Source organism: Sutcliffiella sp. FSL R7-0096 (genome assembly GCF_038595065.1).
GTDB lineage: Bacteria > Bacillota > Bacilli > Bacillales > Bacillaceae_I > Sutcliffiella_A.
Genome location: NZ_CP152003.1, coordinates 422,250 through 447,953 on the forward strand (window position 1 = coordinate 422,250; position 25,704 = coordinate 447,953).

Below are 25,704 nucleotides of genomic sequence, written 5' to 3' on the forward strand. Positions count from 1 at the left end.
GTGACTGTAATGACTTCATATTTAATATAGACATAGAAATGTAATCGTTTTCGTTCCGTGGTAGAATAGAGGAGCAAACAGGTTCGACAAATGGGGGAGTACAATGAATAACGAACAACTGAAAATTCCACAAGCAACAGCTAAGCGCCTGCCGCTGTATTATCGTTTCATCCAGAACTTGCACTCGTCCGGCAAGCAACGCGTATCATCCGCAGAGCTGAGTGAAGCGGTCAAGGTCGATAGTGCGACGATCCGCCGGGACTTCAGCTACTTCGGTGCACTGGGGAAAAAGGGATATGGATATAATGTTCAATATTTGTTAACTTTTTTCAGGAAAACGCTCGACCAAGATGAATTGACATATGTTACTCTAATAGGTGTAGGTAATTTAGGAACCGCCTTCCTACATTATAATTTTATGAAAAACAATAATACGAAAATAGTGATGGCCTTTGATGTGGACGAGTCCAAGATCGGCTCGGAAATCGGGGGAGTCCCTGTTTATCATTTAGACGATATTGAAGAACAAATGCCTGAGAATGTAACGGTAGCCATCTTGACGGTTCCGGCTCCGGTAGCACAGCCAATAGCGGATAGACTAGTAGAAAAGGGCGTAAAGGGCATACTGAACTTTACACCGGCACGTATCAATGTACCGGAAGAGATTCGCATCCATCATATCGATTTGGCGGTGGAACTGCAGTCATTGGTATATTTTCTCAAGCACTATCCAAGCGAGTGAAAAAGTAGTAGAATGAGTATATTTCAAGGAGGTGGCAAACAATATGCCAGGTGGATTAGGAATGGGAAGCCTCTTACTTATTGTATTTGTAGCACTATTAATCTTCGGACCAAGCAAGTTACCTCAACTCGGTAAAGCAGCAGGGAACACATTGCGTGAATTCAAAAACGCAACAAAAGGATTGGCCGATGACGACGATAAAGAGAAAAAAGAAGAAACGAAGTAATGTAAGGATGAACATATATGCTAGATAGAGAAATGTCGGTGTATGACCATATAGGCGAGCTCCGAAAAAGAATCATCATCATAGCATCCTTCTTTTTCGTTTCGGCAATCGGCGGCTTTTTCCTAGCCGAACCGATCATTGTCTATTTACAGCAAACAGATCAAGCGAAAGACCTCGTCATGAACGCCTTTCGCATGACAGATTCCATCAAGATTTTCATGCAATTCGCCTTTTTGATTGCATTTATCCTGACGTTCCCCGTCATTCTCTACCAGCTATGGGCCTTCATCAGCCCCGGCTTGTATGAAAGGGAACGCCGCGTTACGTTAAGCTATATCCCAATCTCGATTATCTTATTTCTAAGCGGTCTGGCTTTCTCCTATTACATCCTGTTTCCATTTGTTGTGGATTTCATGAATAGGCTGGCAGAACGCCTCGAGATCAATCAGGTTATCGGAATAAATGAATACTTTCAGTTCCTCTTCCAGCTGACCATCCCATTCGGCATCCTGTTTCAAATGCCGGTTATTGTGATGTTCTTAACAAGACTTGGGATCATCACCCCGGACTTTATGGTGAAGATCCGCAAGTACGCCTACTTCGGGCTACTTGTTGTCGGTGCCTTGATCACACCGCCAGAGCTCTTGTCGCATCTGATGGTAACGGTCCCGCTCTTCATCTTGTATGAGATCAGCATTGTGATTTCCCGCATTGCTTATCGAAAAGCAAAGAAAGCGGAAGCGTTGATGGAGCAGGAAGAGAAGATGGATAATTAGAGGACAGGCTCGTACCTTATTGAGGGGTACGAGCCTGTTTTGTTTTGGTGGTAGGGAAGGTGGCAGGTAGTCAAGAGATGAAATGTCCGAAGATTTTACGTTCTTGTCCAAAGATTTTACAATCTTGTCCGAAGTTTTCGGAAAGTTGTCCAAAGATTTCAAGGAAATGTCCGAACCAAATTTCGGGGTGTCCAAAGGTATCGAAAAGTTGACCGAACATGCCCTCCAATTGTCCAAACACCCTGCTAATGAACGAAGAAAATGTCCGAACGAGCCAACAAAATGTCCGAACGCTTTTGAAGGCGCGCTAAAACGAGTATTTTCCCATGCTTTTCTCACGAAATCAGCCACATTTCATTACGCGGTCGGTCCCTCTAAAGAACCCCCATAATTACCCAAACCCACTTTTAGTAAAACCTAACACCTAATTACCCAAAACCACTTCTAGTAAGACCCAAAAAAAGACCCGCACCCCCAATAGGTACGAGCCTGTTCTCACTTTTTCTTCTGTTGCATTTCTTTTATCTTTTGATGTAGGAAATAGGACCGGATGGCAACGCCAAAGTCAAACGTGGCAATGAGCATCAACAGGATCGTGTGCCAGTGCCAGATGGTATCCTTCACAGAGACGATAGCCAGATATAAAAACAAACTGCCCATAATCGCATAGAAGAAGACCATTCGTAACGGTGTTATTTTCATGTGCAAATCCTCCAGGTAAGTTCAACTCTAGCGGAGAGCTGTTTAAAAGAACGAAATGAAGTTGGATACGTTTTGTTGCATCTCTTCCATTTGACGCATCATTTCTTCAATGCGATCACGGAACACATATTGCACGATGACCACAAACGAGTTCATGGCAACGTGGGCGATGATCGGAACGATGATGCGATTTGTTTTTACATAAAGGAAAGCGAAAATGCCTCCCATTACAAAATATATGAGCAGATGCTTGAAATCTTGATGGACCACGGCAAAAAGTAGCGAACTAACTGTCAGTGCAATCGCAAAATTAAATTTCTTATAGATGGCACCAAAAATGATCTTCCGGAAAATGATTTCCTCTAAGATAGGCCCAGCCACAGCCACCGCGAAAATCATGACCGGGAATGCCGTGACAAATCCCATGATTTCCTGTGTATTCTCAGATCCCGGCTGAATGCCGAAAACCTGCAGCTGAATCTGTGCAGCGACTGCCTGCCCAATCAGTGCTAGTGGGAAACCGACAGCCGACCAAAGAACGGTTTTGGGGATGGAGGCCGTTTCGCCTCGGAAGTCGCCCTTGGTCCATTCATTACGGAGTATCCAGGTAACGATGGCCAATCCGATTGTAAAACTGATAAACGCCCATACACCAATCAGATAAGCTTCCCTGCTGGCACGCTCCATTCCTTCCCCGACGCCGAGTGCGATCAAGAGAGGGTACCCAAGCAATCCGGAAAGCTGCATCAGGACATATGTAATAATGACTAACCAATATTTTTTCGTCATAATAAGCTCCTCTTAAACCATTATTCACTTTTCGTATTGTACCATATAATCTATATGTCCTTATAACGATAAGGTTTCCCTGAATGCGCTGATTTTACGAAAAGAATCTTTATTCGACACGTTTAAACCACCCGACACATGTAGAGAATGAAAAGGGTTCCAAGTCGAAAAAAATTTAGATAAAGATACTTGCAAAACAGAAGCAGATTCATTATTATAATAATTGTGTTAGCACTCAAGTGATAAGAGTGCTAATAAATAATAAAACATTACATATGAAACCAAGGAGGTTGTTTTCATGTTAAAGCCATTAGGTGATCGCATTGTAATTGAGCTTGTTCAATCAGAAGAAAAAACGGCAAGTGGTATCGTATTACCGGACTCTGCGAAAGAAAAACCTCAAGAAGGTAAAGTAGTAGCAGTAGGATCTGGTCGCGTACTAGAAAGCGGCGAGCGCGTAGCACTAGAAGTAGCAGCTGGCGACAGCGTAATCTTCTCCAAATACGCAGGAACTGAAGTGAAATTCGAAGGAAAAGAACTTCTAATCCTAAAAGAAACAGACGTACTAGCAGTAGTAAGCAAATAATTCAATCATCAAAGCGGCAAGGCTTGAGGCAAAGTCACCGCATTCCCTTATAAAATTTCAAACTGGTTGATTGCAGCGGAAGGTGTGAGACTCCGGCGGGAGGTAGCGGTAGCTTGAGACCCCACAGCGCAGCGAGGAGGCTCAAGCACACTCCCCGCGGAACGCGAACACCTGCAGCAAAAATCAACCCACCAGTAACCAAAATAAATTTCAACTATACGAGGAGGTCTATCTATCATGGCAAAAGAAATTAAGTTCAGTGAAGAAGCCCGCCGCTCCATGCTTCGCGGTGTAGACAAACTAGCTGATGCAGTGAAAGTAACATTAGGACCAAAAGGACGTAACGTAGTACTTGAAAAGAAATTCGGTTCTCCACTAATCACAAATGACGGTGTAACCATCGCAAAAGAAATCGAACTAGAAGACGCATTCGAAAACATGGGTGCGAAACTTGTAGCTGAAGTTGCAAGCAAAACAAACGACGTTGCTGGTGACGGTACAACAACTGCAACAGTTCTTGCGCAAGCAATGATCCGCGAAGGATTAAAGAACGTTACAGCTGGTGCAAACCCAATGGGGATTCGTAAAGGAATCGAAAAAGCGGTTGCGGTTGCAATCGAAGAATTAAAAACAATCTCTAAACCAATCGAAGGCAAAGCTTCCATCGCTCAAGTTGCAGCAATCTCTGCAGCAGACGAAGAAGTAGGTCAATTGATTGCAGAAGCAATGGAGCGCGTTGGTAACGACGGCGTTATCACTCTTGAAGAGTCCAAAGGCTTCACTACAGAGCTTGAAGTAGTAGAAGGTATGCAATTCGACCGTGGATATGCATCTCCATACATGGTAACAGACTCCGACAAAATGGAAGCTGTTCTTGAAAACCCTTATGTGTTAATCACAGATAAGAAAATCACGAACATACAAGAAATTCTTCCAGTTCTTGAGCAAGTAGTACAACAAGGTAAGCCGTTGTTACTGATTGCAGAAGACGTAGAAGGCGAAGCGTTGGCTACATTAGTAGTGAACAAATTACGTGGAACATTCAATGCAGTAGCGGTTAAAGCTCCTGGATTCGGTGACCGTCGTAAAGCAATGCTTCAAGACATCGCAGTACTAACTGGCGGAGAAGTGATCACAGAAGAACTAGGTCTTGACCTAAAAACTGCGAACATCAGCCAATTAGGACGCGCTGACAAAATCGTTGTAACAAAAGAAAACACGACTGTTGTAAACGGACACGGCAACACAGAAGAGATCCAAGCTCGCGTTGGCCAAATCCGTGCACAATTAGAAGATACAACTTCTGAATTCGACCGTGAAAAATTACAAGAGCGCCTAGCTAAAATCGCTGGTGGAGTAGCTGTAATCAAAGTTGGAGCGGCGACAGAAACAGAACTAAAAGAGCGCAAACTTCGCATTGAAGATGCTCTAAACTCCACACGTGCTGCAGTTGAAGAAGGAATCGTAGCCGGTGGTGGTACTGCTCTTGTAAACATCTACAACAAAGTAGCGGCAATCCAAGCAGAAGGCGACGAAGCAACTGGTATTAAAATCGTTCTTCGCGCAATCGAAGAGCCTGTACGCCAAATCGCGCACAACGCTGGTCTAGAAGGATCTGTCATCGTAGAACGCCTGAAAAAAGAAGAAATCGGCATCGGATTCAACGCAGCAACAGGCGCATGGGTAAACATGCTTGAAGCTGGTATCGTTGACCCAACAAAAGTAACCCGCTATGCACTACAAAACGCAGCAAGCGTATCTGCAATGTTCCTAACTACCGAAGCAGTAGTAGCAGACATCCCAGAAGAAAACGCTGGCGGCGGCATGCCTGACATGGGCGGCATGGGTGGAATGGGCGGAATGATGTAATGACCGCTCAATCCCTTGATATATAAGGGTTTTGAAGTGATTTGCTAACAAAATGCTAACATAAGGTAAACATGAATGAGGCTTCTCAAAAGTTGATCCAACTTTTGAGAAGCTTTTTTGTGTTATATGTTCACCACATTCTCTCAGGTACACGCTTACAGAACTCTTGTAATACGTAGTAGCAATGACTGCGAACAAGATAAAATCTATTTCAAATGAAACGATAAAATATAATGAGTATTTATGGAGGGATATAATCATTTTTATATCTATTGAAGCTCAAACATTAGGAGATAGAGCTCACTTGAATTTTTACCACATCCCTATACTTGATTATTAAAATATCAATAGACTTGATTCTTTGCTGAAAAATATGAAATTAAATTGACAAATAGATGTACCCACATTACCATTGATAATGGTTATCACTTTCAACTAAAGGGGAGCAAGTTTAATGAAAAAACGAATACCTAAAAGATTTTTAAAAATTTCTGTAATGATTCTAACTTTATCCATGATTTTACTTGGTTGTACGAGTGAAAATTCAGATGCTCCAAGTGAAAATAGCAATATGATTACTTTTGCTTGGCCTAGAGATGTAGGAGAAATGAATCCACATGTATACAATCCATCTCAATTGTTCGCTCAATCTATGATTTTTGAAACTTTAGTTAGTTACCAAGATGGAGGAGAGTTAAAACCACAATTAGCAGAGTCCTGGAAGATTTCTGAAGATGGAAAAGAGTATGTGTTCAATTTACGTCAAGATGTGAAATTTTCTGATGGCTCAAATTTCAATGCTGAGATTGTGAAAAAGAACTTTGATACTATTTTAGACCACAGAGAAAGACATAGTTGGTTAAGATTTATTTCGTTAATTGATAAAACAGAGGTCATAGATGAACATACGTTTAAATTTACATTAAAAGAATCCTATTACCCTACTATTCAAGAATTAGCGGTTGTTCGCCCGGTGCGATTCCTTGGAGAAGCAGGCTTTCCTGAAGACGGTGACACATCGAAAGGTATAGTACAACCAGTTGGAACAGGTCCATGGGTATTAGATGAATATAAAGTAGATGAATTTGCGACTTTCAAACGTAACGAAAACTATTGGGGGAAATTACCTAATATTGAGAAAATTACTGTTAAAGTCATTCCTGATGCGGAAACACGTGTATTAGCTTTTGAGAAGGGTGAATTGGACCTTATATACGGTGAAGGTGTTATTAATATAGATGCTTTTAATCAATTAAATTCTACAGACTCTTATGAGAGTAGTGTTTCTGAACCAGTTGCAACTAGAATACTAGTAATGAATACGAATAGGGAGACGCTTTCAGATATCCAAGTTCGTCAGGCTTTACATTATGGCTTTAATAAGGAAGCAATCGTCGAGGGTGTGACATCTGGTTTGGAAGAGAAGGCTGACTATATCTTAGCAAACAATTTCCCTTACACTTCAAATGTTGATGCAACCATAGTTGATTATGATTTGAACAAAGCAAAGCGATTATTAGATGATGCAGGATGGAAGCTACCAGAAGGAAAAGATATTCGTGTAAAAGACGGGAAATCACTTGAAATCGAGCTAATGTATAATTCTGCTGAATCCATTCAAAAGACGATGGCCGAAGCACTACAATCTGAGTGGGCGAAAATTGGTGTGAAATTAAACATTAACGGAGTTGAACTTCCTACTCAAGTCGAAAGATTTAATAAGAATGATTTTGATATGAATTTCTATAGTAATTGGGGAGCTCCATATGACCCACATGCTTTCGTAAACGCAGTTGCGACAGAAGGATTTGGGTTTAGAGAGGCTATATCATCTTATCCTAACAAGGATGAGTTGTTGAACCAAATTGCTGCTGTCCAACAATCAACTGACGAAAATGAGCGTCAGGAACTATACACATCCATTTTAGGTTCATTACAAGAGCAAGGTGCAATTGTACCGATTTCTTATATTAAGCAAATTGCAATCTATCAAAAAGGTGTTTCTAATTTTACATTCCCTGCTAATAGGGATGAACATCCTTTTACAGGTATTAGTATCGAGGAGTAAGCGACAGGGGTTTTTCTAATGGGTACTTATATTTTGAAACGAATAATAACTATTATTCCAATTTTTTTAATATCTACTCTGCTGACATTTGGAATGATCCACCTATCACCAGTAGATCCTGCTGAAGCGTACTTAGCTGCAATTAATATCCAGCCAACAGAAGAACTTTTGGCTCAAAAAAGACAGGAGTTCGGATTAGATCAACCTCTCCTTATTCAATATGTGAACGCTGTAATTAAGATATGTCAATTTGATTTTGGCATATCTTATGTTACGAATAAGCCAGTATGGGAAGAGATATCTTCCCGTATTTCAGCAACTGTTCAGTTAACCTTAGGCAGTCTCTTGATTGCAATAATAGTAAGTGTGCCCATTGGTTTTTTAGCAGGAGTTAAGAAAAACAGTGGAATTGACCATTTTAGTCGACTCCTCTCTTTCATTGGTGCATCTATTCCATCATTTTGGCTCGGATATTTATTCATATTTTTCTTTTCAGTAAAATTAGACTTGTTCCCGGTAGAAGGTACTGGAACATGGAAACATTTAATTCTACCTTCTCTTACATTGGCATTCCCTTTAATAGCATTATATACTCGTCTGTTACGTGCAAGCGTTCTTGAAAATTTACAAGAGTCTTATGTTCTCTTTGCAAGGACGAGAGGGATTCATGAAAAGGTAATAATGGGTAAACATGTCCTTCGCATTGCTATTTCTCCTATGATTACTGGATTAGGAATGAATTTAGGAAACTTAATGACAGGAGCTATTATTGTAGAGGCCGTCTTTTCATGGCCTGGATTTGGACGGTATTTTATTGAGGCTATTTTTAACCGTGATGTCCCTGTCATTCAAGGATATGTGCTATTAGCGGCTGGTATATTCCTAATAAGTAACTTAATAGTCGACATTATTCAAATGTATATTGATCCTCGTATTTCAAGAAAAGGAAGTCAGTTCCAATGATAGCGAAGTTTCGTGGTATATTAAAAAGTCGAATTTTGATTGTTCTTTGTTCGTCAATAATTTTAGTGTTATTTTTGATCACGATTTTTGCCCCATGGCTCGCACCTAACGATCCTGTTTTGGTTAATTTAGCTCATAAATTACAATCACCTTCTTTAGATTATCCATTAGGTACAGACCACTTAGGTAGATGTACGTTTTCACGTATACTATTTGGAGCTCGAATCTCACTTGGGTTTGCTATGCTCATTTTTATTTCAGCTTTAAGTATAGGTTTAATCGTCGGGATTATTGCTGGGTATAAAGGTGGTTGGATAGATCAATTGTTAATGAGATTTGGTGATGGTCTAATGGCAATCCCAAGTCTTTTGTTTGTTCTAGGGTTTGTTGGTATTTGGGGAGCCGGACTTAAACAAGTCGTTTTAGGGTTAATCCTCGTACAATGGGTTTATTATGCGAGGATCATTAGAGGAATGGTACTTAGCCTGAAAGAACAGAACTACATTACCGCAGCTAAAATCAGTGGTTCTTCTACGTGGACTATCATGAAGAAACATATTTTTCCTAATGTTATACCACCCCTAGCAGTAATGGGAACATTAGAAATGGGTTGGGCAATAATGAATTTATCATCTATGTCCTTTTTAGGTTTAGGTGTGCAACCTCCTACACCTGAGTGGGGAGCAATGATTCATGAAGGGAAGTCCTATATTAGGACACATCCTTCATTAATGATTTATCCAGGTTTAATGATTATGCTAGTTGTTATTACTTTTAATTTATTAGGTGAATCACTCTCAGAGCGATTTGGAGTAAAACGTCGCTAATGAGAAGGGAGTCTTAAAAATGGGAATAACTGAGCAAAATGTTTTACATGTAAAAAACTTACATGTTCAAGTGCGAACGGATGAGGGTTTTTCTACACTAGTTCAGGATATTAACTTTGGAATTCAGAAAGGAAAGATTTTAGGACTTGTTGGGGAAAGCGGTTGTGGTAAAACCGTTACAAGTATGTCTATCTTACAGCTTCACAACAAGAACAATTTAGATATTAGGGGAAGCATTACACTACAAGGTAGAGAGTTAAATGGTCTAGAAAACAAAGAAATGCGAAAAATACGTGGGAAAGAATTAGCTTTTATTATGCAAAATCCGATGAATGCTTTTACTCCCGTGTTTACAATTGGACAACAATTTGTTGAAACAATTAAATCGCATACCTCATTAAGTAAAAAGCAAGCAAGAGAACTTGCGATTAATGTGATGGAAAGTGTAAATTTGCAAGATCCACAAAAATTGTTGAAAAACTATCCTTTTGAATTGAGTGGAGGCATGCTTCAACGAGTGATGATCGCTATGGCAGCATGTTTACAACCTTCTGTTATTATTGCAGATGAGCCTACTACAGCATTGGATCTTCATAGTCAATTACTGGTGCTTCGTCTATTAAACAAGGTTCGCTCTGATTATGGAACATCTATTTTACTCATTTCACATGATCTTGGTGCAATTTCAGAAATGGCAGATGATGTAATCGTGATGAAACATGGTAAAATTGTTGAATCAGCAAATGTGTTTGATTTATTTGATAATCCAAGTCATGAATACACGAAGAAGTTATTAAAGAACAGGCCTACTTTATATACTGAGAAACAACCCTATACTTATACGTTGTGATAACCGATTAAAAAATCCGAGAGGTGAAATCATTGAACTTATTGCAGGTACAACAAGTACACCTTAGCTTTAATTCAAATAAACTATTTAAAGCTATGACACAATCAAATAATGTCCTTAATGATATTTCCTTTACTATTGAAGAGGGAACATGCTTGGGCTTGATAGGTACAAGCGGAGCCGGAAAAAGTACCTTAGGAAAAGTAATTCTTGGGATACAACGTCCACAGCAAGGTCAAGTTTTGTTTCAAGGATATGACATATATAATACCAGCAAAGTAGCTCAACAAAAAATACGTCGCGACCTACAAGTTGTTTTTCAGGACTCATACTCATCTGTAAATCCTCGGATGACAGCTGAACGTATTATAAGCGAACCCTTAGAGAACTATGAGAAATTAACTAACGAAGAACAAAGAAATAGAGTTATTGAGCTATTAGAAAGAGTAGGATTAGGAGAAAAAGATTTAAAAAAGTACCCTCATCAATTTAGTGGCGGGCAACTGCAAAGGATCAATATTGCTAGAGCTATCGCACTAAAGCCAAAGTTAATCGTCCTTGACGAATCAGTAAGTAGTTTAGATATGGTAACACAAAGCTTAATTTTACAATTATTAAGCGATTTAAAGTATGATTTCGGTTTATCTTATCTTTTTATTACACATGATATTAAAGCTGCTTTTTCAATATCCGATAAAATTGGTGTCCTTGAAAAAGGAGAATTGATAGAGCTTTACGATTCAAAAGATGAATTTATTTCATCAAAGCACCCTGTAGTTACAAAATTAAGGAACTCCGTCCTTGCTGAACACCCAAGGTTTCGATCGATTCCAACTGTGTGAAAATGGTATAAAGCGTTAAATAATGATTAGATATAGTTAAATCAGATTTAAAACTATGATGTAGTGTCACAACATATAATAATGGTGTGACTCTTCTTGCTATTAAAAGGAATAGCATATGGGCTTTAAATTCATAATGATATAGATAAAAGGTGAATATTATGAAACTAGCAACCCAACCTATAAAAATACAAACCTATGAATTTGAGAGAGTCTTTATTTGCAAATGAAATAATAAACGTTAAAACTTTGACTCCATTGTAATACTCCCTCATCCCCAAAAACCCTAACCCGGACACCCCGGATATCCATGTATATCCTGCACCGTAAACACATCATACTGCTTCAACGCAAATTGCGCCTGATATAAGTATTCCATCACCAAAAGCTTCCCACCAGAGACCCCACATAAAACCCCCGAAGTTCCTGTCCCATCCACAAACGACACCCCAATAGGCTGATTAATTAAGTACGGTATTTTCTGTTGCCAAAGCATAGCTGACACTCCTCTCCCTCTAGTGTATAACACATCGAGCCGTTAAGTGCCTGTATGAATGTTGTGGGCTGAACATGTGTACCGCACCGTGCATAGGTTAGTTGTAACAATTAAATGTGTGCACGGGAGGCAATATGAATGAATAGGTATTATAACAATTCCAACTGGAGGATTACTGGGGTAGTGGCTTCGGCAACTGGGGATGTAAATGGCGATTTGATTCCTGATAGTGTGTATGTGACAGGTTATAGGGAATCAGAGGTTTCCATCATACAGAATATGGTACTCGGGATTCGAGATGGAGCAACAGGTGTTTCCGTTAGTATTCCTCTAAAGGAAAATATGGGGATGATCCGATGCTGTTTTTGGAGGATTTTACGGGAGACGGGATCAATGATATTTTAATCACCATTCCTACAGGTGGCAGTGGTGGAACGACAAACACCTATATTTATTCTTTTGTTAACAACGAACCACGGTTGTTGTTCGACTCGGATGAATTTAACCAAGCATAAGGACAATTACAAGGTTGAAGTATTTAGTAAAAGAAATAATGCAAGGTATCTAATAGATCTATCCCTAAGGGACCCTGAATATTTAACTGGAATTTATGATACCAATGGCAAATTGAAGGAGCCTATCAGTGGGTGGGTGGATCCCATAAGCGGAATATACCCAGTTGATTTTGGATTTGATGGTGTATTTTATTTACTTGCCTATCAACAGATTGCTGGAACCTTCCATGCAGATACGGTCGGTACTATGCAGAATAGGCTTAAGTGGAATGGTTATATGTTTGTGTTGGACTATCAGGATTTGGCTATCTATGGGGCTAATGACGGTTGAAATAACATTGTTAAATATGGGTGCCAGAGAGCCACGGGACGGTTATAGCCTCAGCAGGAAAGCATGAGAAACGTCCCTCTGCTTCCTGGGCGTGACAGACTGGATTCCTTTTGTAATTAGGATTTTGGAGTAAGGTGTTAACCTCCGCTACTTTTTATAGGCAAAATTTAATATAATTACTTGAAAAAGCACATTGAAGTAAGGTGATAAAATGATACATACATATTCAGGAGAAACCATCCATTTTGAGATAAAATATAAAAATCGCAAATCCATTGCCATTCGTATGGACGTTTATGGAAATGTGGAAGTCCAGGCTCCTAAAGGTACACAGGATGAAAAAGTGATTCAATTGCTGGAGGAAAGGTGGGAATTGATTCAAGAAAAATCAAAGGAAATGAAGGACAGAATGCATAGGCAGCAGGAGAAGGAATACAGTCAGGAGGAGGAGGAGAGGATTCTTTATTTAGGAAACTCCTATCCTGTAAAGGTTTATCAAGATACCACTATTGAACAAGATTATGTCGTGTTTGATGAAAAACATTTGAATGTATATGTGAAACAGGCGGAGGACGGAAAGATAAAACAAGCTTTAAAGAGATTTTATTACCAGCAATGCAAAGCTATTGTGGAGAAGAGTGTAAGATCCTATCAAAGTAACTTTAAAGTAAAACCACGGTCTATCCGTATATCCGATAGTAAGACTACATGGGGAACCTGTGATTCCCAATTACAGTTAACTTTCAATTGGAAGTTGGCCATGGCTCCAATGAAAGTAATTGATTATGTAGTAGTACACGAAATGTGCCATATGATTCATCTCAATCACGACCGATCCTTCTGGCGACTTGTAGGGAAAATAGCGCCTGATTATAAAGAGCAGGAAAATTGGTTGGCGCTGTCAAGTTGGAAGATGACTATTTAAGCAGTAGAGCCTCTATTATTTATGATCATTATGAGTGAGCCGATCCATGATTTGTTTGTTCAAGTGAGATGAGAGGGTGTTCAAAGGGAAAATTATTGCAGAATGAAGTTAATCAGTTAATTGTTAATTTAGAGAAAGTACTCTCCTTGTATCACGGATACATATAAGAGTATTTTGTACGAACTAAAAAAAGCAGACCCCACCGGATCTGCTTCGTTTTATGATGGATTTGTTGACCATAATCCAGCTGTTTTAACAAATACTCTTGGATTGAATTTTAAACTAGCCACGACTAATTCTGCAAGGTCTTCTGGGTGCATTACGTTTTCTTCATTGCCTTTAACAAGATTTGTATCAATCGCTAAATCTGTAACGACCGTACTTGGTGTTAAAGCAGTGACACGGACATTATGTTTTCTTACTTCAAGCATAAGTGATTCTGTTAGTCCTAAAACAGCGAATTTAGAAGCACTGTAGGCACTTGTAACAGGAGCACCTTTTTGGCCAGCAGATGAAGAGATATTGATGATATCTCCTGATTTTCTTTCGATCATTCCTGGTAATACTGCTCTTGTTACATTATACACACCCATTAAATTGACTTGGATGATTTTTTCCCATTCTTCTGGTGTTAGATCAAGGAACCCACCAAATTTAGCAACACCAGCATTGTTGATTAGGATATCAATTGGGCCTAAGTCTGATTTGATATCTTCAACAGCATGGGTAACGGATTCAAGATCGGTCACATCTGCTGTTGTTGCAGAAACCTTAACATCAAATTGTGCTAGTTCAGCAGCTACCTTTTCTAGATTAGACATATTTAAGCCGATTAGGCCTAAATGAACGCCTTCTTTGGCTAAGGCGATAGCAGTTGCACGGCCAATGCCTCTTCCTGCGCCAGTAACTATTGCAGTTTTTTCATTTAAAGAAATCATTTTATCACTCCTAAAATTATTACAAATAGTAGCTCATTTTAACAGAAAGACCGCAAACTTGCATGGGAACAGTTGCGGCCTTTCCTATTTAGAACTCGAGGAATAATATATTTATTCTAAGTTGGCGTGTTTACCGTACATTTTATTGGTATCCAACCCTTTTTTCTCCATGAACCGAAGAATCACAGCGTCGTAAAATAGTAAAAGTGTTTGTTCAAATAACGAGCCCATTGGTTGAATCGTCTTAAAGTCACTCTCCGACTGATCTTTAGGTGAGCCAGGCAACTTAATTGTGATATCCGCTAATTGTCCAATAGTGGACTCAGGAAAAATGGTTACAGCTGCAATAGTCCCACCGATGCTTTTTGCCTTTTCAGCCATGGAAACTAAACCTTTCGTTTCTCCTGAACCTGAGCCAATGATTAAGATGTCATCTTTTTCAAAGTTAGGGGTTACTGTTTCGCCAATCACATAGGCATCTATCCCCATGTGCATCATTCGCATGGCGAATGATTTGGCCATAAATCCAGATCTACCTGCGCCAGCAACAAAGATTTTTTTTGATTCAAGAATCCCATTAACTAATTTTTCAGCTTCATCATTCGAAATTAAATCTACGGAGCGATTTAACTCTTTTATGATTTCAGCCAGGTATTGAGTTGTATTCATGATTTGAATTACCCTTGATTAATCATTTGTTGCATTTTGGCAGCAGCAGCTTTTTTATCAGCTTGGCCAGTAATCCCGCCACCTACAATGACAAGGTCTGGTTGTACTTTGATGACTTCTGGAAGTGTGTCTAACTTAATACCACCTGCGATTGCAGTTTTAGCATTTTTTACAACACCTTTGATGGTCTGTAAATCTTCAAAAGAGTCCTTTCCAACTGCTTGAAGATCGTAGCCAGTATGAACACAAATATAATCAACGCCCATAGCGTCCACTTCTTTTGCACGTCCAGCAAGGTCTTTAACAGCAATCATATCAACAAGGATTTTTTTACCTTGTTTTTTCGCTTCTTCAACAGCACCTTTAATTGACATATCTTCAGCAGTTCCAAGAATTGTCACGATATCAGCACCAGCTTCAGAAGCTTTCATCACTTCATAACCAGCTGCATCCATGATTTTCAGGTCTGCTAATACCTTTAAGTTAGGGAATGCTTCTTTTACTGCTTTTACTGCATGAAGTCCCTCATTGATTACAACCGGTGTACCGATTTCAACGATATCAATGTGATCCTCCACTTCTTTAACTAACTCAATTGCTTCTGGAATATTTACTAAATCTAACGCTAATTGTAATTCCATCTATATTCACTCCTAAATTTTTTTTAATTGTTGTACAGTGATATTTTTTCCACCATGGCCTCTCACTGAACAATTGCAAGTATATAACGTATGATTCAATATTAAAAGTACGCACTTTTATTTTACATAGTGCTAAAAAGTATACTGTGAGACAGATCGTTTTTATGTTCTTACTATTAACTATAAATCTACCATGCACCATTTTTGGCCAGGGAGAGGATGCTCACCCTGGCTTTTAATTTTTTTGCACATAAATAGAAGAGTTTATTTCCTATGGTATACATTTTGTTAGTAAGTTATTTTTTTATCACTATTTAAATAAAAAGTGCGTACTTCCATTTGAAAAATGTAGGTATTATACTTACATCTTGTTGCAGCAATGTTTCATGAAATACTGAAATTTATTTCTAATTTTTGGAGGTATGTAAAATGGAGGCAATGACATTTGTCTTGTTTGGGGCGACAGGGGACTTAGCAAAAAGAAAAATCTTCCCTGCTCTATATAATTTATTTTTGGATGAAAAATTACCTCTGCCCATCTCCATTATTGGGGTGGGCAGAGGAGACTTATCAAATACTGATTTCCAAAAACATGTGAAAGATTCTTTAGAAGCATTTTCTAGACGATCACAACATGACGATTCAAACCTTGAAGTGTTTATCCGTGCATTTCGTTATAGCCATGTAGATGCTATTAAGGCTGAAGGTTATAAAGGATTACTTGAACTCGTTAAACAACGTGAAGAAGAATTGAATATTCCAGAAAATCGTATGTTCTACCTATCTGTTGCTCCAGAGCTTTTTAATGTGATTGCTTCCAACATTAAAGAGAGTGGTCTAGGTTCTACTAAAGGTTGGAAACGTCTTATTATCGAAAAACCGTTTGGTCATGACCTAAAATCAGCTCAAGTATTAAACGATAAATTAAGCAAAGCTTTTGATGAAGAAGAAATTTTTCGCATCGACCACTATCTTGGAAAGCCGATGGTACAAAACCTGGAAGCGTTAGGATTTGCAAATCCAGTGCTTCAAGCATTATGGAACAACCAATACATTGCAAATGTGCAAATAACTGCAACCGAAACAGTTGGGGTTGAAGAAAGAGCTGATTATTATGATAAAGCTGGGGCTATTCGCGACATGTTTCAAAATCATATGCTGCAAATGTTGATGATGACAGCAATGCAGCTGCCAAAACAAATTAGTGCAGAAGAGATCCGCAATGAAAAGAGAAAAATAATAGAATCACTTCGTCCGTTAAAGAAAGAAGATGTAGTGAATCATGTGATTCGAGGTCAATATGGTCCTGGTGAAATCCAAGGTAAACCAGTTGTTGGCTATACAGGAGAACCTGAAGTTGCTCCTTCTTCTTTAAATGACACATTTGTGGCTGCCCGTCTATATATGGAAGATGATTTTTGGAGAGGGGTTCCTTTCTATATCCGTACAGGAAAAAGAATGACAGAGAAATCCACCCGAATTGTGATTGAATTTAAAAATACTTTAAAGGATTTGTATAAGACTCACGAAGAAGAAACTGCGCCAAATCTATTAGTGATTGAAATCAATCCAAACGAAAGTGTTTCATTACAATTAAATAGTAAAAACCCATTAAACAATGGAAAACTCGAACCAGTCAATATTGATTTTTATGCTAAGCAAGCAGATGTTCCTGAAGCATATGAGCTTTTAATTAACGATGCAATGCGTGGTGACTCATCATTCTTTGTACATTGGAAAGAAGTGGAGTTGTCTTGGAAATGGGTACAACCTATCTTAGAGGCTTTTGAGGAAAATATAATTCCTCTTCCATTATATCCATCCGGGTCAATGGGACCAGATGCTTCCCATCAATTATTGGCAGAGGAAGGATATAAATGGTGGTAGTAATAAAAGATGAACAATATTTTTAGATTATTAAGGAGGAAATAAACATGAAAGTTGGGTTAATTGGTTTAGGAAAAATGGGTTTAAACTTAGGTCAAAATTTAATTGATAACAAGCACGAAGTAGTAGCTTTCGATGTAAATGGAAGTGCCGTTGAAGAGATGAAGAAATATGGTGCTCAAGGTACATCTGATTTAAAAGAACTTGTTGAATCATTAGAAAAACCAAGAGTTGTATGGATTATGGTTCCGCATGCTGTGGTGGATTCAGTAATTGCTGAAATGACACCATTATTAGGCACTGGGGATATCGTAATTGAAGCTGGAAATTCTCACTATAAGGAATCGATTCGCCGATATAACCAGCTAAAGGAAGTAGGAATTCACTTTATGGATGCCGGTACTTCTGGTGGAATGGAAGGTGCTCGTAATGGAGCAAGTTATATGATTGGTGGAGACCCTGAAGCCTGGAGCATCGTGGAACCTATTTTCAAGGATACAGCTGTCGAAAATGGATATATCTATGCTGGTAAAGCAGGGAGCGGTCATTTCTTAAAAATGGTCCACAATGGAATTGAATACGGTATGATGGCAGCGATTGGTGAAGGATTCGAGGTATTAGAAAAAAGCGAATTCGATTTTGACTACGAAAAAGTGGCTAGAGTGTGGAATAACGGCTCGGTTATTCGTTCATGGCTCATGGAGTTGACTGAACGTGCATTTTCAAAAGATGCAAAGCTAGATGAAATTAAAGGGATTATGCACTCTTCTGGTGAAGGGAAGTGGACAGTTGAAACAGCTTTAGATTTACAAGCCGCCACTCCTGTTATCGCAATGTCTCTTTTGATGCGTTACCGATCTTTAGACAGCGATACTTTTACAGGTAAAGTGGTAGCTTCATTAAGAAACGAATTTGGTGGACATGGTGTTGAAAAAAACTAACAAATATATATCTGTCACATTTAATTGAAAAAGAGTCAATAAAAATACGTGAAGAAAAATAGCTCATTATTTGTGAGATGGTAAGGAAACAATGAATATGTTGTATGGAAGGATATAACAAGTACAGCCTTATTTTTTATATAGTGAAAAAAGTATACTATGGGCTATAATAAATATGGAGGTGATGTGAAATGTCGCGAATGGAGGAAAAGATGTTTAATTGTGAAAAAGAATTAACTCTTTCCGTTATCGGTGGTAAATGGAAGATGCTTATACTATGGCATCTAGGAAAAGAGGGAACGAAGCGATTTGGTGAATTGAAAGCTCTTATGCCAGGAATCACGCAGAGAATGCTAGTTAATCAATTGCGAGAACTGGAAGAAGACTTGATAGTAAAACGGGAAGTCTATCCCGTTGTTCCTCCAAAAGTAGAATACTCCCTTACTGAACAAGGAAGAAGCTTGATGCCGATTCTCGATGCGATGTATAACTGGGGAAAAGATTATATGGAAAATACCGGGTTGTCGATTAGGTAAAACTTAACTGATAATCTAAGGTTGACTCCGGTCAAGGGGGTCAACCTCTTTTCATGATAATTTATTTTTAGTATTTTTTTATAATGATATTCAATGGGATTGAGTCTGAAAGAAATTGGCGAAGAATTATAGGCATTAAAAGAGTAAATCCGATTTGCTTTACAAAAATTGGAATAAAAGTAACTAACCATTTCATTGACTTTTCAAACTGTATTAATTAATATTACAGTACAGGTGCCAAGAGGAAGTGAAATCCATTGAATAGTGAATTTACAATAGCCGTTCATAGCTTAGTTCTTTTAGCGCATTTGCCTGATCATATGGCAAGTAGTCAAAAGATTGCGGACAATGTTTCCACAAATCCAGCTAGAATTCGTAAAATAATGAGTTGTTTACGTAACTATGGATTTGTACGAACAAAGGAAGGAATAGGAGGAGGCTACATTCTTCAAAGAGATCCTGATGAAATTACATTGGGGCAAATCTATCGTTCAGTGTCAGGTGCAACGATTAAACCCAATTGGTGTTCTGGAGATCCTGAAGAGGAATGTGTGGTTGCTTCTAATATTCAACTTGTGATGGATGAGGTGTTTGAGGAAACCGATCAATATTTTTCAGCATACCTCGATCGTATTTCCATTGCGTCCATCTTAAAGAAAATAAAACAATATTAATAAGTTGTTTTATTTTTGATCAAAATGTAATGTTTTTGGTTACAGATAGTAAATGCTATTTTAGTTAGATGGTTTAAGGTTCTTTTTGTGTAAACTGTAACTATTTTAAGTTCAGTTAACTTCGATAAATCTTATGAGGTTTCATTCAATAAAATAAAGAAAGGTATGATAAACGTATGGTTATGTCAAATGCAAAACATAGACACGTTTGCGACAAATGCCTAACGATAACGAAAGAAATTGGTCATTGTCCTAAATGTGGCAATTCCGAATTACGACCATTCATGTTTTTTTTACAGAGTGGGGGCAAATATCATGTCGCAAATCCAAATTCAGTGAAGCAAGAAACTGCATAATTAACAGGGAAGTTCACTTATTCACATAGGAAGATGAAAGGGGAGAGTTTAAAAATATGAATAAATTTGAAAAGCACAAAGGTTATTCACGCACATTCCAAGAAAACAAACTTTCACTTGGTTTATTCTTTCCTTTAGAAGCATATAAGGGAAGTATCCCGGTCATGGATTTAAAGCATCAAGTAGATGTTGCTCAAATAGCCGAGGAAGCTAGTTTTGCTTCTTTATTTGTTAGAGATGTTCCGTTGAATGACCCGACCTTTGGTGATGTTGGTCAAATATATGACCCTTGGGTATTTCTAGGTTACTTAGCTGGTCAAACAAAAGAAATTGCATTAGGGACAGGAAGCATTGTGACGACACTACGGCATCCACTTGACCTAGCGAAAGCCGCTGCATCTGTAGATCAAATATCCAATCAAAGGCTTCTTTTGGGTATTGCAACTGGAGACAGACCTATTGAATTTTCTGCATATAAAGTTAACCAAGAAGAACGAACCGAATTATTTCAAGAGTCATTTTTTGTTATGAAAGAGGCATGGAAAAAGTCATTCCCACTGATTAACTCACAAAGAGTTGGATTAGAAAAAGGAGACCTCTTGCCAAAACCAGTTTTATCAGATATTCCTGTTTTCGTGACAGGACGTTCAGGGCAGTCACTAGAGTGGATAGCAGAAAAAAGTGACGGTTGGATTAGTTACCCGCGAAATATTGATGTACAAGCTAAACTCATTGATGATTGGCGTTCCTTAACGAATGATTTCCAGCCATTTTCTCAATCGCTTTTTATTGATTTAGCAAAAGATCCGGATGAAGGTCCCACTCCTATTCACCTTGGGTTTAGGAGCGGATACAAATTCTTAATTGAATTTCTGAATCGCTTACAGGAAATTGGAGTTAACCATGTTATTTTGAATTTAAAATACGGTCAACGTCCGGCAAAGGATGTAATTAACGAATTAGGAGAAAAGGTAGTACCTCATTTTCCTGCATTTAAGTAACATTTAATTGAATAAGAGATCGAAAGGTGGTGAGAGGTATGAAGAAACGACCAGAAGATACAAGAGTAGTAGTCGGTATGTCTGGAGGTGTTGATTCATCTGTTACAGCTTTGCTTCTTAAAGAGCAAGGATATGATGTAGTGGGTATTTTTATGAAAAATTGGGATGATACGGATGAAAGTGGTTTTTGTACAGCAACTGAAGACTACGAAGATGTGATTAAGGTTAGTAATCAAATTGGGATCCCATATTATGCGGTTAATTTTGAAAAACAGTATTGGGATAAAGTCTTCACATACTTCCTAGAGGAGTACAAATCAGGTCGGACACCTAATCCTGACGTCATGTGTAATAAAGAGATTAAATTTAAGGCGTTTTTAAATCATGCGATGTCAATTGGTGCTGACTATATTGCAACAGGTCACTATGCACGAGTTGAAGAAAAGGATGGACAATACCGATTGTTGCGAGGTACTGATCATAATAAAGACCAATCATACTTCCTTAATGCTCTTTCTCAAAAGCAATTATCGAAAACTATGTTTCCGCTCGGGCATTTATCCAAACAGGAAGTGCGTGAGATTGCGATAGAGGCAGGTCTTGCAACAGCAAAGAAAAAAGATAGTACGGGTATATGCTTTATCGGTGAACGAAATTTCAAGGAATTTTTAAGTGGCTTTTTGCCAGCTCAACCTGGTGAAATGCAAACCATAGATGGTGAAATTAAAGGTCACCATGATGGTCTTATGTATTATACTATTGGTCAACGTCAAGGTCTTGGCATTGGCGGATCGGGGGAGCCTTGGTTTGTCATTGGTAAAGACTTAAAGCGTAATGTTCTGATTGTTGGACAAGGGTTTCATAACGAAGGACTTTATTCAGAAGGTTTAGAGGCTATTGGTATGAATTGGTTTAAAACAGATCTAACTTATAAGCAAGAATTTAGTTGTACCGCCAAAATGAGATACCGTCAAGAGGATCAAGAGGTAACAGTGTATCCGCAAGAAGATGGAACAGCAAAGATTTATTTTCACAAAAGACAAAGGGCTATTACCCCAGGACAAGCTGTTGTTCTGTATGATGGTGATATTTGTATTGGTGGGGGAACAATAGACCGTGTTATTAAAAAATAGGAAAAGGCCTAAATCCGTGAAAGTTCAATTATTACTACACTATTAAAATGAAAAGTATATCGGGGGAATAAAACATGAAAATGTTAGTTACTGGAGCGACAGGAAAATTAGGTTCTAAAATTGTAGAGACTTTATTAAATAAGGTACCAGGAAACCAATTAGCTGTTAGTGTTCGTAATCCAGACAAAGCTGAAGGATTGCGGGCTCGAGGAGTAGATGTCCGAAAAGGTGATTTTGATTATCCAGAAACACTTGATGCGGCTTTTGCTGGCGTTGATCGCTTGCTAATTATCTCTGCGGATGGGGAAAATGAAACAAGAATTCGACAACACGCGAATGCAATAGCTGCTGCCGAGCGTGCTGGAGTGAAATTTATTGCTTATACGAGCATAGCGAATGCAAAGGAAAGTGAAAACTTCCTTGCTCCAACGCATAAAGCAACAGAAGAAGCTATCATGAAAACAGGTATTCCTTATTCTTTTTTAAGAAATAATTGGTACTTGGAAAATGAAATTTCAAGTATTCAAGGTATTCTAGCAGGAGCTCCTTGGGTGACATCAGCAGGAAATGGTAAGGTAGGATGGGCATTACAACAAGATTATGCAGAGGCTGCGGTTGCGGTATTGACTGGAAATGGCCACGAAAACACTATCTACGAGCTTTCTGGAAAATTATTAACACAGAAAGAGTTTGTATCAGCTCTTGGTAATGTATTGGGTAAAGAAGTACCAAAACAACAAGTAGACGACAATACTTATGCAGACATTATGAAAGGTGCAGGTGTACCAGATTTTCTTATTCCTTTTCTTGTGGAAATCCAAACAGGAATTAGAGAAGGTACGCTTGAAGTAGAAAGCAATGACTTCGAAAAACTTCTTGGGCGTCCAGCTACACCAATTAGTGACGGACTCAATCAAATTGTTAATCGAATCTCTTAAACACTGAATCATTTCAAGAATTAAGAAAAGTTTTATATCACTCAATTTTAACCATGGGCAGTATAATGTAATAGCTGCTCAAACCCTTGATATTATTGAGTATTAGAGTAATAATATCAAATTTATTGAGGCTTTCCATAAGTTTACTGAACAATGGAGAGCCTCTTTGTTTATGAGTGAAAAAAACATTAAAAATTTAACTCCATTATAAAAACTCCCTCATACCAAAAAACGATGACCAGGGCACCCCGGATACCCATGTATATCCTGTATCCTACTCATTTCATATTGTTTCAACGCAAATTGCGCATGGTACAGGTATTCCATAACCAATAACTTTCCATTATATGTTCCGCATAACACCCTGAAGTTCCAGTCCCATCCACAAACGAGACCCCAATAGACTGATTCATTAAGTACGGTATTTTCTGATGCCAAGGCATAGCTGACACTCCTCCCCCTTTAGTGTATAACCCATCGAGCCGCTAAGTGCCTGTATGAATGTGTGGGCTGAACATGTGTACAGCACCGTGCACAGGTTATAGGGAATCAGAGGGTTCCATCATACAGAATATGATGCTTGGAATCCGGGATGGAGCAACAGGTGTCTCTGTTAGTATTCCTCTGAAGGAAAATATGGGCTATGATCCGATGCTGTTTTTGGGAGATTTTACGGGAGACGGAATCAATGATATTTTTATCACCATCCCTACAGGTGGCAGCGGTGGAACGACAAATACTTATATTTATTCTTTTGTTAACAACGAACCGCGGTTGTTGTTTGACTCGGATGCATTTAACCAAGCGTATCAATGTGTGGTAACTTACAAGGATAATTACAAGGTTGAAGTAGTTAGTAAAAGAAATGGTGCAAGATATCTAATAGATTTATCACTAAGGGACCCTGAGTATTTAAATGGAATTTATTATGCTAATGGCAAATTGAAGGCTCCTATCAGTGGGTGGGGGGATCCGATAAGTGGAATATACCCGATTGATTTTGGTTTTGATGGTTTGTATGATTTACTTGCGTATCAACAGATTGCTGGAACCTTCCATGCAGATACGGTCGGTACTATGCTGAATAGGCTTAAGTGGAATGGTTATATGTTTGTGCTGGACTATCAAGATTTGGCTATCTATGGGACTAATAGTTGATATAATAATAGCAGCATATTTAATCATTCTCGATTAAATATGCTGACGTACTTGTCCCGCTGCTTCCTGGAAGGGGTAAGTAAAGGAGGACAGGTATAATGCATCCAACAGAAATAATAGAATTAATGTTTGTCGGGGTCATAATTGTCTCAATCCTAATTATTACAATCTTTCTAAAAGGCAGATGGCGAAAAACCGGTTGGTTATTAGCATTGGTGATATTTATAGCTTACTGTATATTTTTTGTCGTTCGTCCTTTTTGGATAGATTCGCAAATTGATAAGAAGGTGCAATTACTAAGACCATACTTAGAGGAGTGCTATCCAGATGAAGAATGGACTATTTCCACTGTTCCTCATCGTAAGGACGGCTATAAACATCTAAATCCATACTATATTAGTGTTGTTTTTGAAGATGAACCAGAGGTTACTTATGATTATTGGGTAGAAAGTAAGGATAATATCTATCAGATTAGTTTTTTAACAAACAAAAGGTTAGGGGAATTAGAGCATTTAGAATGATTAATTCACCACTTTCACATTAAGTAAAAATGGGTTTTTCTTTTTAATATCTGTATTTTTTACGTAATCATTATTTTGAACTCAATTCACTTGTTAAATACTTATGGCATCAACTCTCATCTAAACCAATCCCAATAAGAGGCCCCCTGGGCAATAATAAAGCGCTCTAACCATGTAGAATAGTCCACTGCTAGTTTTTCAAATTCGTCTTCATAGTTTAAAAATTCACCAATCCATACTGAATTATCATCTGAATTCTTATCGCATTGGCATACTATCCAAATACCGTCTAAGCCCACTCCTATAGGCAAAAAAGAATCAGGACATTCCCAAGTTTTCATATGTTCTATGATTTCATCTGCAGAAAATAAATGAGCTCCTCCTCCATCTTCAGGGTGGACGAAAAGCTCAGCGCCATTCTGGTGCTCTAAAAAAGTAATAAGATCTTTGGGTGTATAGTCTGGAAGCTTTGCCAAATCGGTTTCAGAGGCAGGAGGATAAAAATGAAAAGTTTCTTCTTCTACATATCCATCTTCTCTTTGAACAAGCAACTTATTTTCAATTAATCGCTTTTTAAAAGATTTAATAGCTTGCATATGCTTCATCCTTTTGGATTAATAGTTTGAGCACCATGGAGACACTGTTTTTCGGTGATAACGCTTTTATTATAATAAATAGTATGTGCAAATATAAAGTAATATTTTTCTAGATAACCCCTTAGTATCTATGCTCCTTTTTTATTTGATGCTTAGAACCGTCCCCCACTGCTTCAGAGGATTAGACCATACAGGAATCATTCACCCC

General features: G+C 38.4%; 31 protein-coding genes and 1 pseudogene. 24 read left to right on the forward strand and 8 right to left on the reverse strand.

What is annotated here, in order from left to right; all coding sequences use genetic code 11:
- The first annotated feature begins 103 nt into the window (after positions 1–103).
- The 4 genes from MKY77_RS02365 (at position 104) to MKY77_RS02380 (ending at position 2,135) form a co-directional block, all read left to right on the forward strand.
- Positions 104–742: a redox-sensing transcriptional repressor Rex gene (locus MKY77_RS02365; protein ID WP_237665430.1), complete on the forward strand. Its 639-nt coding sequence runs from the start codon at positions 104–106 to the stop codon at positions 740–742.
- 43 nt (positions 743–785) lie between these two features.
- Positions 786–968 carry a twin-arginine translocase TatA/TatE family subunit gene (locus tag MKY77_RS02370; protein ID WP_063558822.1) on the forward strand — a complete coding sequence of 61 codons (183 nt, stop codon included), beginning with the start codon at positions 786–788 and terminating at the stop codon, positions 966–968.
- 17 nt (positions 969–985) lie between these two features.
- On the forward strand, positions 986–1,744 hold the full coding sequence (gene tatC, locus MKY77_RS02375) for a twin-arginine translocase subunit TatC (RefSeq protein ID WP_339148630.1): 759 nt from the start codon (positions 986–988) through the stop codon (positions 1,742–1,744).
- Between the two features lie 82 nt (positions 1,745–1,826).
- Positions 1,827–2,135: a hypothetical protein gene (locus MKY77_RS02380; protein WP_339148631.1), complete on the forward strand. Its 309-nt coding sequence runs from the start codon at positions 1,827–1,829 to the stop codon at positions 2,133–2,135.
- Positions 2,136–2,239: 104 nt separating this feature from the next.
- Here the strand turns inward: MKY77_RS02380 and MKY77_RS02385 are convergent, their stop codons facing one another.
- Entirely contained in the window at positions 2,240–2,446 is a 207-nt protein-coding gene (locus MKY77_RS02385; RefSeq protein ID WP_251436104.1) for a YdiK family protein, read from the reverse strand.
- A gap of 42 nt (positions 2,447–2,488) precedes the next feature.
- Positions 2,489–3,235 carry a type II CAAX endopeptidase family protein gene (locus MKY77_RS02390; RefSeq protein WP_237665433.1) on the reverse strand — a complete coding sequence of 249 codons (747 nt, stop codon included), beginning with the start codon at positions 3,233–3,235 and terminating at the stop codon, positions 2,489–2,491.
- Positions 3,236–3,533: 298 nt separating this feature from the next.
- On the opposite strand from MKY77_RS02390, the gene groES reads away from it, so the two are divergent.
- The 7 genes from groES to nikE all read left to right on the forward strand — a co-directional run bounded on the left by groES (position 3,534) and on the right by nikE (position 11,240).
- The gene (gene groES, locus MKY77_RS02395; RefSeq protein ID WP_063558818.1) at positions 3,534–3,821 is read left to right on the forward strand and encodes a co-chaperone GroES; all 288 of its coding nucleotides are present in this window, start codon (positions 3,534–3,536) and stop codon (positions 3,819–3,821) included.
- A gap of 237 nt (positions 3,822–4,058) precedes the next feature.
- On the forward strand, positions 4,059–5,690 hold the full coding sequence (gene groL, locus MKY77_RS02400; RefSeq protein WP_339148632.1) for a chaperonin GroEL: 1,632 nt from the start codon (positions 4,059–4,061) through the stop codon (positions 5,688–5,690).
- A gap of 454 nt (positions 5,691–6,144) precedes the next feature.
- Positions 6,145–7,758, forward strand: coding sequence for a nickel ABC transporter substrate-binding protein (gene nikA, locus MKY77_RS02405; RefSeq protein ID WP_339148633.1), 1,614 nt, complete (start codon positions 6,145–6,147; stop codon positions 7,756–7,758).
- An 18-nt stretch (positions 7,759–7,776) separates the two neighbouring features.
- Complete coding sequence (gene nikB / locus MKY77_RS02410; RefSeq protein WP_339148634.1) at positions 7,777–8,721, forward strand: nickel ABC transporter permease subunit NikB; 945 nt, start codon at positions 7,777–7,779, stop codon at positions 8,719–8,721.
- A complete protein-coding gene (gene nikC, locus MKY77_RS02415; RefSeq protein ID WP_339148635.1) occupies positions 8,718–9,548 on the forward strand; it encodes a nickel ABC transporter permease subunit NikC in 831 nt (276 codons plus the stop codon). The genes nikB and nikC overlap by 4 nt, the downstream gene beginning before the upstream one ends.
- Positions 9,549–9,567: 19 nt before the next feature.
- The gene (gene nikD, locus MKY77_RS02420; protein WP_342515635.1) at positions 9,568–10,398 is read left to right on the forward strand and encodes a nickel import ATP-binding protein NikD; all 831 of its coding nucleotides are present in this window, start codon (positions 9,568–9,570) and stop codon (positions 10,396–10,398) included.
- Positions 10,399–10,430: 32 nt separating this feature from the next.
- On the forward strand, positions 10,431–11,240 hold the full coding sequence (gene nikE / locus MKY77_RS02425; RefSeq protein WP_339148637.1) for a nickel import ATP-binding protein NikE: 810 nt from the start codon (positions 10,431–10,433) through the stop codon (positions 11,238–11,240).
- Between the two features lie 286 nt (positions 11,241–11,526).
- On the opposite strand, the gene MKY77_RS02430 is transcribed toward nikE, so the two are convergent.
- A complete protein-coding gene (locus MKY77_RS02430) occupies positions 11,527–11,736 on the reverse strand; it encodes a hypothetical protein (RefSeq protein WP_339148639.1) in 210 nt (69 codons plus the stop codon).
- Positions 11,737–11,874: 138 nt separating this feature from the next.
- Between MKY77_RS02430 and MKY77_RS02435 the strand changes: the two genes are divergently transcribed.
- From MKY77_RS02435 to MKY77_RS02450, 4 genes are all read left to right on the forward strand, one after another.
- On the forward strand, positions 11,875–12,141 hold the full coding sequence (locus MKY77_RS02435) for a hypothetical protein (RefSeq protein ID WP_339148640.1): 267 nt from the start codon (positions 11,875–11,877) through the stop codon (positions 12,139–12,141).
- A complete protein-coding gene (locus MKY77_RS02440; RefSeq protein WP_342515636.1) occupies positions 12,093–12,251 on the forward strand; it encodes a hypothetical protein in 159 nt (52 codons plus the stop codon). The genes MKY77_RS02435 and MKY77_RS02440 overlap by 49 nt, the downstream gene beginning before the upstream one ends.
- Positions 12,232–12,582 (forward strand): hypothetical protein, encoded by a 351-nt coding sequence (locus tag MKY77_RS02445; protein WP_342515637.1) that lies wholly within the window; start codon positions 12,232–12,234, stop codon positions 12,580–12,582. The genes MKY77_RS02440 and MKY77_RS02445 overlap by 20 nt, the downstream gene beginning before the upstream one ends.
- Before the next feature lie 211 nt (positions 12,583–12,793).
- Complete coding sequence (locus MKY77_RS02450; RefSeq protein WP_339148642.1) at positions 12,794–13,507, forward strand: SprT family zinc-dependent metalloprotease; 714 nt, start codon at positions 12,794–12,796, stop codon at positions 13,505–13,507.
- A 218-nt stretch (positions 13,508–13,725) separates the two neighbouring features.
- Here MKY77_RS02450 and MKY77_RS02455 read toward each other — a convergent pair whose 3' ends face one another.
- The 3 genes from MKY77_RS02455 to hxlA form a co-directional block, all read right to left on the reverse strand.
- The gene (locus MKY77_RS02455) at positions 13,726–14,445 is read right to left on the reverse strand and encodes a 3-ketoacyl-ACP reductase (protein WP_339148643.1); all 720 of its coding nucleotides are present in this window, start codon (positions 14,443–14,445) and stop codon (positions 13,726–13,728) included.
- 111 nt (positions 14,446–14,556) lie between these two features.
- Complete coding sequence (gene hxlB, locus MKY77_RS02460; protein ID WP_308080005.1) at positions 14,557–15,114, reverse strand: 6-phospho-3-hexuloisomerase; 558 nt, start codon at positions 15,112–15,114, stop codon at positions 14,557–14,559.
- Between the two features lie 8 nt (positions 15,115–15,122).
- Positions 15,123–15,755, reverse strand: a complete 633-nt coding sequence (gene hxlA / locus MKY77_RS02465) for a 3-hexulose-6-phosphate synthase (protein ID WP_339148645.1) — start codon at positions 15,753–15,755, stop codon at positions 15,123–15,125.
- 429 nt (positions 15,756–16,184) lie between these two features.
- Between hxlA and zwf the strand changes: the two genes are divergently transcribed.
- The 7 genes from zwf to MKY77_RS02500 all read left to right on the forward strand — a co-directional run bounded on the left by zwf (position 16,185) and on the right by MKY77_RS02500 (position 23,221).
- On the forward strand, positions 16,185–17,642 hold the full coding sequence (zwf, locus tag MKY77_RS02470) for a glucose-6-phosphate dehydrogenase (RefSeq protein ID WP_339148646.1): 1,458 nt from the start codon (positions 16,185–16,187) through the stop codon (positions 17,640–17,642).
- A 47-nt stretch (positions 17,643–17,689) separates the two neighbouring features.
- Positions 17,690–18,583 (forward strand): phosphogluconate dehydrogenase (NAD(+)-dependent, decarboxylating), encoded by an 894-nt coding sequence (gene gnd / locus MKY77_RS02475; protein WP_339148648.1) that lies wholly within the window; start codon positions 17,690–17,692, stop codon positions 18,581–18,583.
- 191 nt (positions 18,584–18,774) lie between these two features.
- Complete coding sequence (locus MKY77_RS02480) at positions 18,775–19,119, forward strand: winged helix-turn-helix transcriptional regulator (protein ID WP_339148650.1); 345 nt, start codon at positions 18,775–18,777, stop codon at positions 19,117–19,119.
- A 257-nt stretch (positions 19,120–19,376) separates the two neighbouring features.
- Positions 19,377–19,793 carry an Rrf2 family transcriptional regulator gene (locus tag MKY77_RS02485; RefSeq protein WP_339148652.1) on the forward strand — a complete coding sequence of 139 codons (417 nt, stop codon included), beginning with the start codon at positions 19,377–19,379 and terminating at the stop codon, positions 19,791–19,793.
- Between the two features lie 412 nt (positions 19,794–20,205).
- Positions 20,206–21,150, forward strand: a complete 945-nt coding sequence (locus MKY77_RS02490) for an LLM class oxidoreductase (protein ID WP_339148654.1) — start codon at positions 20,206–20,208, stop codon at positions 21,148–21,150.
- 38 nt (positions 21,151–21,188) lie between these two features.
- The gene (gene mnmA, locus MKY77_RS02495) at positions 21,189–22,283 is read left to right on the forward strand and encodes a tRNA 2-thiouridine(34) synthase MnmA (protein WP_339148655.1); all 1,095 of its coding nucleotides are present in this window, start codon (positions 21,189–21,191) and stop codon (positions 22,281–22,283) included.
- Between the two features lie 74 nt (positions 22,284–22,357).
- On the forward strand, positions 22,358–23,221 hold the full coding sequence (locus tag MKY77_RS02500) for an SDR family oxidoreductase (protein WP_339148656.1): 864 nt from the start codon (positions 22,358–22,360) through the stop codon (positions 23,219–23,221).
- A gap of 219 nt (positions 23,222–23,440) precedes the next feature.
- On the opposite strand, the pseudogene MKY77_RS02505 reads toward MKY77_RS02500, so the two are convergent.
- A pseudogene (locus MKY77_RS02505) lies at positions 23,441–23,664 on the reverse strand (hypothetical protein).
- Between the two features lie 73 nt (positions 23,665–23,737).
- Between MKY77_RS02505 and MKY77_RS02510 the strand changes: the two are divergent.
- Positions 23,738–24,379, forward strand: coding sequence for a VCBS repeat-containing protein (locus tag MKY77_RS02510; protein WP_339148658.1), 642 nt, complete (start codon positions 23,738–23,740; stop codon positions 24,377–24,379).
- Between the two features lie 98 nt (positions 24,380–24,477).
- Positions 24,478–24,900, forward strand: coding sequence for a hypothetical protein (locus MKY77_RS02515; RefSeq protein ID WP_339148659.1), 423 nt, complete (start codon positions 24,478–24,480; stop codon positions 24,898–24,900).
- Between the two features lie 116 nt (positions 24,901–25,016).
- Here the strand turns inward: MKY77_RS02515 and MKY77_RS02520 are convergent, their stop codons facing one another.
- The gene (locus MKY77_RS02520; RefSeq protein ID WP_339148660.1) at positions 25,017–25,496 is read right to left on the reverse strand and encodes an SMI1/KNR4 family protein; all 480 of its coding nucleotides are present in this window, start codon (positions 25,494–25,496) and stop codon (positions 25,017–25,019) included.
- Positions 25,497–25,704: the final 208 nt, after the last annotated feature.

Excerpts from the sequence above, each read along its gene's own strand:
- MKY77_RS02365 (WP_237665430.1), top strand. The coding sequence starts at position 104 with ATGAATAACGAACAACTGAAAATTCCACAAGCAACAGCTAAGCGCCTG.
- MKY77_RS02370 (WP_063558822.1), top strand. The coding sequence starts at position 786 with ATGCCAGGTGGATTAGGAATGGGAAGCCTCTTACTTATTGTATTTGTA.
- tatC (WP_339148630.1), top strand. The coding sequence starts at position 986 with ATGCTAGATAGAGAAATGTCGGTGTATGACCATATAGGCGAGCTCCGA.
- MKY77_RS02380 (WP_339148631.1), top strand. The coding sequence starts at position 1,827 with ATGTCCGAAGATTTTACGTTCTTGTCCAAAGATTTTACAATCTTGTCC.
- MKY77_RS02385 (WP_251436104.1), bottom strand. The coding sequence starts at position 2,446 with ATGAAAATAACACCGTTACGAATGGTCTTCTTCTATGCGATTATGGGC.
- MKY77_RS02390 (WP_237665433.1), bottom strand. The coding sequence starts at position 3,235 with ATGACGAAAAAATATTGGTTAGTCATTATTACATATGTCCTGATGCAG.
- groES (WP_063558818.1), top strand. The coding sequence starts at position 3,534 with ATGTTAAAGCCATTAGGTGATCGCATTGTAATTGAGCTTGTTCAATCA.
- groL (WP_339148632.1), top strand. The coding sequence starts at position 4,059 with ATGGCAAAAGAAATTAAGTTCAGTGAAGAAGCCCGCCGCTCCATGCTT.
- nikA (WP_339148633.1), top strand. The coding sequence starts at position 6,145 with ATGAAAAAACGAATACCTAAAAGATTTTTAAAAATTTCTGTAATGATT.
- nikB (WP_339148634.1), top strand. The coding sequence starts at position 7,777 with ATGGGTACTTATATTTTGAAACGAATAATAACTATTATTCCAATTTTT.
- nikC (WP_339148635.1), top strand. The coding sequence starts at position 8,718 with ATGATAGCGAAGTTTCGTGGTATATTAAAAAGTCGAATTTTGATTGTT.
- nikD (WP_342515635.1), top strand. The coding sequence starts at position 9,568 with ATGGGAATAACTGAGCAAAATGTTTTACATGTAAAAAACTTACATGTT.
- MKY77_RS02430 (WP_339148639.1), bottom strand. The coding sequence starts at position 11,736 with ATGCTTTGGCAACAGAAAATACCGTACTTAATTAATCAGCCTATTGGG.
- MKY77_RS02435 (WP_339148640.1), top strand. The coding sequence starts at position 11,875 with ATGAATAGGTATTATAACAATTCCAACTGGAGGATTACTGGGGTAGTG.
- MKY77_RS02440 (WP_342515636.1), top strand. The coding sequence starts at position 12,093 with ATGCTGTTTTTGGAGGATTTTACGGGAGACGGGATCAATGATATTTTA.
- MKY77_RS02445 (WP_342515637.1), top strand. The coding sequence starts at position 12,232 with ATGAATTTAACCAAGCATAAGGACAATTACAAGGTTGAAGTATTTAGT.
- MKY77_RS02450 (WP_339148642.1), top strand. The coding sequence starts at position 12,794 with ATGATACATACATATTCAGGAGAAACCATCCATTTTGAGATAAAATAT.
- MKY77_RS02455 (WP_339148643.1), bottom strand. The coding sequence starts at position 14,445 with ATGATTTCTTTAAATGAAAAAACTGCAATAGTTACTGGCGCAGGAAGA.
- hxlB (WP_308080005.1), bottom strand. The coding sequence starts at position 15,114 with ATGAATACAACTCAATACCTGGCTGAAATCATAAAAGAGTTAAATCGC.
- hxlA (WP_339148645.1), bottom strand. The coding sequence starts at position 15,755 with ATGGAATTACAATTAGCGTTAGATTTAGTAAATATTCCAGAAGCAATT.
- zwf (WP_339148646.1), top strand. The coding sequence starts at position 16,185 with ATGGAGGCAATGACATTTGTCTTGTTTGGGGCGACAGGGGACTTAGCA.
- gnd (WP_339148648.1), top strand. The coding sequence starts at position 17,690 with ATGAAAGTTGGGTTAATTGGTTTAGGAAAAATGGGTTTAAACTTAGGT.
- MKY77_RS02480 (WP_339148650.1), top strand. The coding sequence starts at position 18,775 with ATGTCGCGAATGGAGGAAAAGATGTTTAATTGTGAAAAAGAATTAACT.
- MKY77_RS02490 (WP_339148654.1), top strand. The coding sequence starts at position 20,206 with ATGAATAAATTTGAAAAGCACAAAGGTTATTCACGCACATTCCAAGAA.
- mnmA (WP_339148655.1), top strand. The coding sequence starts at position 21,189 with ATGAAGAAACGACCAGAAGATACAAGAGTAGTAGTCGGTATGTCTGGA.
- MKY77_RS02500 (WP_339148656.1), top strand. The coding sequence starts at position 22,358 with ATGAAAATGTTAGTTACTGGAGCGACAGGAAAATTAGGTTCTAAAATT.
- MKY77_RS02510 (WP_339148658.1), top strand. The coding sequence starts at position 23,738 with ATGTGTACAGCACCGTGCACAGGTTATAGGGAATCAGAGGGTTCCATC.
- MKY77_RS02515 (WP_339148659.1), top strand. The coding sequence starts at position 24,478 with ATGCATCCAACAGAAATAATAGAATTAATGTTTGTCGGGGTCATAATT.
- MKY77_RS02520 (WP_339148660.1), bottom strand. The coding sequence starts at position 25,496 with ATGCAAGCTATTAAATCTTTTAAAAAGCGATTAATTGAAAATAAGTTG.